The sequence below is a fragment of the Xenorhabdus khoisanae genome (assembly GCF_001037465.1).
GTDB lineage: Bacteria > Pseudomonadota > Gammaproteobacteria > Enterobacterales > Enterobacteriaceae > Xenorhabdus > Xenorhabdus khoisanae.
In genome coordinates this window covers 1-6,386 of record NZ_LFCV01000164.1, presented here as the reverse complement: position 1 = coordinate 6,386, position 6,386 = coordinate 1, and the positions used below count along the sequence as shown (strand labels likewise).

The following is a 6,386-nucleotide window of genomic DNA, read 5'->3' as shown; positions in this document are numbered from 1 at the left end:
TTCCGCCAAACGTTGCTGCTCTGCCTCTTCTGCTGCACGACGGACGGCTTCTTCCGCCAAACGCTGCTGCTCTGCCTCTTCTGCTGCACGACGGGCCGCTTCCTCAGCAACTAACTTTTCTTGTTCAGCTTGTTCTTCTTGCTGTTTCTTATCTTGACGACCAAGTCCAAACCAAGAGAAGAAACCTTTTTTTTTCTCTTTTGCCATCGGCCACTACACTCCTCGCGGTTAATTATGGCGTTATCAATAAATATGCCCACTGAGATAGATTCTAACGGTGATAAAATCCAGTCTAACATTTTCATCACACCACAACACATATCTATCGCGGATTTCGTGGTAAATTAATCAATGGGTTTCTTTATTTTCACTCACTTTTTGTCTTCGCCAAATATGATTTAATGGCACCGGAAGACAAATGCTTAAGTTATGTAAATTATGGCTAAAAAACCACAGCACACGTCTTTAGGACAAATTCGCATTATTGGCGGAAAATGGCGCGGGAGAAAATTACCCGTTCCTGATAGTGATGGGCTGCGTCCAACCACTGATCGTGTCCGTGAGACACTCTTTAACTGGCTTATGCCAACGATTCAGGGAGCCCGTTGTTTGGATTGTTTTTCAGGTAGCGGTGCTCTCGGGTTTGAAGCGTTATCACGTTATGCAGGCTACGCTACCTTAATTGAACATGATCGCAATGTAGCGAAACAGTTATCGGCTAATTTAGCCTTGCTGAAAGCTGAAAATGCCAATGTAGTACAAGGTAATGCTCTACAATACCTCAATGAAGCAGGAACACCATTTAATGTCGTTTTTCTCGATCCACCATTCCGTAAAGGCATGCTCACGGAAGCAATCCGTTTATTGGAAGTCAATGGCTGGCTAGCAGAAGAAAGCTGGATTTATGTTGAAGCAGAATCAGAATCCTCTGCGACAGCAGTTCCTGCAAACTGGCGATTACATAGGGAAAAGGTTGCCGGACAAGTTGCTTATCGATTATATATCCGCCACCAGTAATCTGGTGTCAGACCTGCTTAAACACGATTTTGGAGTCGATGATGTTTATTCAATTAGGAAGAGTTATCATGATGTTAGTTTGGGGAGTCATGATCTTCAATTTCATTCACCCTTTCCCTAAGCCATTGAAGTATTTCATGGATATTGCCATGGTATTCACCGTGATAATGCACGCATTTCAGTTATTGCTGCTGAAAAATTCCCAGCCTAAAGATCAAAAACTCTCTACTTTTCTTCAAACCAAGATCTTCTTTTTCGGTGTTTTTGAGTTGTTGGCTTGGCAGAAAAAGCAACAGCAGAATAAAAAACAGTAGATAAGTCACTCACTTCCCCTTGCCATCTTGTTGCGTTAATGAGTAATCCCGTTAATTACTCATTGACGTGCTTCATTTTTGATAATAAAACGTTATCCATTCGTTAATAACGAATTAACGTTGCTAAATCAGTATACTCTCCACACCAACCCCATTATGAATAGTAATGCCTGCTAAAACGGGCGTTGAACATTAAGGAAAAGAAAAATATGAGTTGGCCATTTCTTGCTGTGTTTTTCTCTGGATGGTTATATATTGATGCCGCCTACCGTGGCACTCAATGGCAGCAATGGGTTTTTCGCCCGGTAACGATGCTGCTTTTGTTATTGTGGGCATGTCAGGCCCCTAATCTTGAGGTTTCTGGCTATCTCATCATTGCGGGTCTAGTGACTGCTTTGCTCTCTGATTCGATCCGTATGCTCCCCGGTAAATATTTACTCTTCTCATTTATCGCGCTGTTCCTGAGTTACTTGCTATATACCATCAGTTTTGCCTGGCATATGAGTTTCAGCCTCTTCTTCCCGTTGCCTTTGGTTTTACTGGCGGTTGGCATTGTGGTTATGGTCGTTATTTGGACTCGTCTGGATAATATGCGTTGGCGGGTCGTTGATAGCTTCATTATGGCACTGCTGATGGTTTGGGTCGCCGGGGAACAATATTTTTCGCTTAGTAATGAAAGTCGTTTTTCTGTTATGGCAGGCGCCATCCTGTTACTCCTTGCACATATTATCAACCTCATTGATCGGTACCGCTTCTCGTTTAAACCATCAAAAGCGATTGTCGCTGCCTGTGGCTTTATCGGGCACTTTTTAATTATTCGTTCAATAATCTTGTAATGTACCCACTCTATTGGGCATAAACCTGATGAACAAATAGCACCAAGAGGAAGGAAAAGTTTGACTCTGGAGTTAACTCCAGAGTGTAGAGTTGTTCTTAACTAACCCGGATTAACTCTATGAAGAGGTCGCCTATGTTCTCCACCGACACAAAACATAAGCAATCACAACATGATCACCATGAGACAGGCCACAATCACTCTCATGAAAATCATGACAAGATACATTCCCATAAGCATTCCCACGAACATGAGCATACTCATAAACATAACGGAGCACATTGCTCACACGATCATGCCCATGCTGTACAGGATACCTCTCCCCTCGAATTAACAGCAAACCAGCGCTTTAATTGGATCATCCAAGGTATGGATTGCCCGAGCTGTGCAGGGAAAATCGAGAATGCTGTAAAAAAGCTCCCGGAAGCCAAACAGGTCAAAGTACTGTTTACTACAGAAAAATTGGTGGTTGATTCTGATGTTGATATTCGCGCCGCTGTCGAAAAAGCAGTAAAACAGGCGGGTTTTGAAATCAAGGAAACGGATTCGTCATCCAAACTGCCTCCGGCAACCAATCCCTGGAAAACATTTTCCCCGATCCTGATTCTCGCTGCCCTGATGTTCGCCAGCTGGGGGATATCAAGCATTAATGCACCCGCCGGGCAAATTGCTTTTATCATTACCACGCTGATTGGGTTATATCCAGTTGCAACCAAAGCCATCAAATTGATCCGCTCAGGTACTCCTTTTGCCATTGAAACGCTGATGAGTGTTGCCGCCATCGGCGCCTTGTTCATTGATGCGACCGCAGAAGCCGCTATGGTTATTCTGTTGTTCAAATTAGGCGAGATTCTGGAATCCTATGCCGCCGGACGTGCTCGTCGTGGCGTCAGCGCCTTGATGGCATTAGTTCCTGACCAAGCTTTATTAGTTAAGGATGGAAAGAAGAAAACCGTATCGGCAGCAGAGCTGCGTCCCGGTGATATTATTGAGGTCGCTCCGGGAGCCCGTTTACCCACCGATGCCGAATTACTCAGTCCATTTGCCAGCTTCGATGAAAGCGCCCTGACAGGTGAATCTGTTCCTGTTGAGCGGCAACAAGGAGAAAAGGTCGCGGCGGGTTGCCTTTCTGTCGATAGCGCCGTGCAGATGAGGGTGATCTCTGAGCCAGGGCACAACGCCATTGACCGCATTCTTCAATTGATTGAAGAAGCAGAAGAACGTCGCGCTCCCATTGAACGTTTCATTGACCGATTCAGCCGCATCTATACCCCGCTGATTATCTTGTTCTCCGCACTCGTGGTACTGATCCCACCTTTGTTCTTTGCCGGATCATGGGAAAGCTGGATCTACCGCGGCCTGACACTACTGTTGATTGGCTGTCCTTGCGCACTGGTTATCTCCACGCCTGCCGCAATTACTTCCGCATTGGCCGCAGCGACTCGTCGTGGCTCCCTCATCAAAGGCGGAGCAGCATTGGAGCAACTTGGAGCAGTGACCACAATCGCATTGGATAAAACCGGCACACTGACCGAAGGCAAACCACAAGTTACTGATATTGAACCAGCGGAAAACATCACCACAGAAACTGTACTGGCACTGGCGGGGGCTGTAGAAAGTGGCTCTCACCATCCATTGGCAAAGTCCATTCTTGAAGCCGCAGAACGGAAAGGAGTGACCATTGTTGAGGCAGAACAGCGCAAGGCGCTAGCAGGAATTGGCGTTGAAGGACAATTGTCAGGACAAAGAATTCTTGTCGCCGCTCCCGGGCGATTACCGGAAAATACGTTATCCGCGGACTGGAAGCAAAGAGTCGTCGATCTGGAAAATGGTGGCAAAACTGCGGTTGCAGTCATGCAGGACACACAATTCATGGGTTTGATTGCCATGCAGGATACCTTGCGTCAGGATGCCATAGACACCATTCGTCTCCTGAAAAAACAAGGTGTTCAGGCGGTCATGCTCACGGGTGACAATCCTCGTGCTGCCGCTGCTATTGCAGGTCAATTGGGCATTGATTATCGCGCAGGATTATTACCGGAAGATAAAGTGAAGGCAGTGACTGAGTTGAATAAAAATCACCATACCATGATGGTTGGTGATGGAATCAATGACGCTCCGGCGATGAAAGCCGCCAGTATTGGCGTTGCCATGGGTAGCGGAACCGATGTTGCATTGGAAACGGCTGACGCTGCACTGACACACAATCGGCTGACCGGTTTAGCTGAAATTATCGCCCTGTCTCGCACAACCCATTACAACATCCGTCAAAATATCACTATTGCATTAGGCTTAAAGGCTATATTCCTTATCACCAGCCTATTGGGTATCACAGGGCTATGGATGGCGGTTCTGGCCGATTCAGGCGCTACTGCACTCGTCACTGCAAACGCCATCCGGCTGCTGAGAGTGAAGCAGCAAAAGTGATAAACCGGGAGAGATAAAAAACAATAAATTGAAAAGGTGCATACTACGCACCTTTTCAAAATTACAATTACTCAAGATTGCTATTAAGGAAAAAGGAAATATGGTATTCAGTGAGGTGATAAGTTGTGACTAAACACCATACTTAAAGCCTAGCACGGCTCCTTTTTTCTGCCAGTCAATTACGCGATATTTCTCACTCAAGCATTTTCACTTTTTCTGAGCAGATAGCGATAAGGGGATTGCCCTGTCTCCTGCGCAATCAATACATGCTCCATAAAACGACAGAAACCGGGAATATCACGGGTTGTCGCCGGATCATCTGCAATGATCAATAACGTCTGGCCGGCACTCATATGGCGGACAGTCTTACGTACCATCATGACGGGTTCCGGGCAGCGTAATCCTAGCGTATCAAGCGTTTTATCGGGATTGGCAAAAACATCGGACATAACAATCTCTGTAGGTTCAAACAATCTATGGACGTGGATTATATTACAAAATATCGCCCACGGCCGTACTTTACTTTTATTGAGCAACACGCGTATGATCAACTTCTCCTGATTTTTCAGGCGCATTTATTTTTTTGGGTTCCCTTACCCCATTCACCAAAAAGGTACAATATGTTCCAATTGACTGCGCAGCAGCGAGCCACGGCTTTGGTCTGGCTTTCGCTCTTCCATATTCTGATCATTACTTCCAGTAACTATCTGGTGCAACTCCCCATCTCCATTTTTGGTTTCCATACCACTTGGGGGGCATTTACATTTCCCTTTATCTTTTTGGCGACCGATCTGACTGTGCGTATTTATGGTGCTCCATTAGCGCGCCGGATCATTATCTCCGTTATGCTTCCCGCCTTGTTGATCTCTTACCTGATTTCAGCTCTGTTTTTTCAGGGCACATGGCAAGGATTCGAGACATTGGGAACCTTTAACTTGTTTGTTGCCCGCATTGCGGCCGCTAGTTTTATGGCTTATGTGCTTGGTCAGATATTGGATGTCGGTGTCTTTAATCGTCTGCGCCAAAAAAGCCGTTGGTGGATAGCCCCGGCTACCGCTATGTTTTTCGGTAATATGCTCGATACGCTGGCCTTTTTCTTTATCGCATTTTATCGCAGCACCGATGCTTTTATGGCAACGCATTGGGTGGAAATAGCCTTGGTGGATTACGCTTTCAAGCTGTTTATCTGTATGCTTTTTTTCCTGCCAGCTTATGGCATTCTGCTGAATTTAATTCTGAAATTTTTTTTCAATCAAACCGCAGATAAGACACTGGCTAAATTCCACTAACTGCTCTCCCCCTCATCGGGGGAGTTTCCCTACATCTTAATAGCATAGGTTATTCTCAATATTGAATAACAGCTTGAATTAAAATTTCTTTTACTATCAAACGTAATCAAAAAATCTTTTAGGTTAAGACCATATCCGGCTATCAGACTTGTTTCTGTTTGTGATACTTTCTGTTTGTAGTACTTTCTGTGATAATTTTTGAACAGTATGTACTCAGAAGAAAATATGGCATCCAGTCATATCCTTAATATCATTTTTCTCATTATCTCCCCAATGGCTTAAGAAAAAAGATATGTTTTTCTGTATCCATTTAACGTGCGGATGGATCATATACATTTTATTATCCAAGAATAAGGTTATGGTCATATGAATCAACCATTATGTAACTCAGTATTAAAATTAAAACATTATTTTAGAATAAGTAATCAAGAATCTTCGGATAATATTTCAGATATACTTAAAACAACCTGCAATGATTACCAATCATCAGTAAAGAAATTTATA

General features: G+C 44.5%; 6 protein-coding genes and 1 pseudogene. 5 read left to right on the top strand and 2 right to left on the bottom strand.

Annotation, left to right across the window (positions count from 1 at the left end):
• Nucleotides 1-207, bottom strand: a pseudogene (locus AB204_RS18765) (signal recognition particle-docking protein FtsY); the annotation flags it as partial.
• 231 nt (nt 208-438) lie between these two features.
• Here AB204_RS18765 and rsmD point away from each other — a divergent pair.
• From rsmD to AB204_RS18745, 4 genes are all read left to right on the top strand, one after another.
• A complete protein-coding gene (rsmD, locus tag AB204_RS18760) occupies nt 439-1,017 on the top strand; it encodes a 16S rRNA (guanine(966)-N(2))-methyltransferase (RefSeq protein WP_047964906.1) in 579 nt (192 codons plus the stop codon).
• Nucleotides 1,018-1,058: 41 nt separating this feature from the next.
• Complete coding sequence (locus AB204_RS18755) at nt 1,059-1,331, top strand: DUF1145 family protein (protein ID WP_047964905.1); 273 nt, start codon at nt 1,059-1,061, stop codon at nt 1,329-1,331.
• Nucleotides 1,332-1,540: 209 nt separating this feature from the next.
• On the top strand, nt 1,541-2,167 hold the full coding sequence (locus AB204_RS18750) for a lysoplasmalogenase (protein WP_047964904.1): 627 nt from the start codon (nt 1,541-1,543) through the stop codon (nt 2,165-2,167).
• A gap of 134 nt (nt 2,168-2,301) precedes the next feature.
• Entirely contained in the window at nt 2,302-4,593 is a 2,292-nt protein-coding gene (locus AB204_RS18745) for a zinc/cadmium/mercury/lead-transporting ATPase (protein WP_047964903.1), read from the top strand.
• Nucleotides 4,594-4,790: 197 nt separating this feature from the next.
• On the opposite strand, the gene tusA is transcribed toward AB204_RS18745, so the two are convergent.
• On the bottom strand, nt 4,791-5,042 hold the full coding sequence (gene tusA / locus AB204_RS18740; protein ID WP_047964908.1) for a sulfurtransferase TusA: 252 nt from the start codon (nt 5,040-5,042) through the stop codon (nt 4,791-4,793).
• A gap of 171 nt (nt 5,043-5,213) precedes the next feature.
• Between tusA and AB204_RS18735 the strand changes: the two genes are divergently transcribed.
• On the top strand, nt 5,214-5,882 hold the full coding sequence (locus AB204_RS18735; RefSeq protein ID WP_047964902.1) for a 7-cyano-7-deazaguanine/7-aminomethyl-7-deazaguanine transporter: 669 nt from the start codon (nt 5,214-5,216) through the stop codon (nt 5,880-5,882).
• Nucleotides 5,883-6,386: the final 504 nt, after the last annotated feature.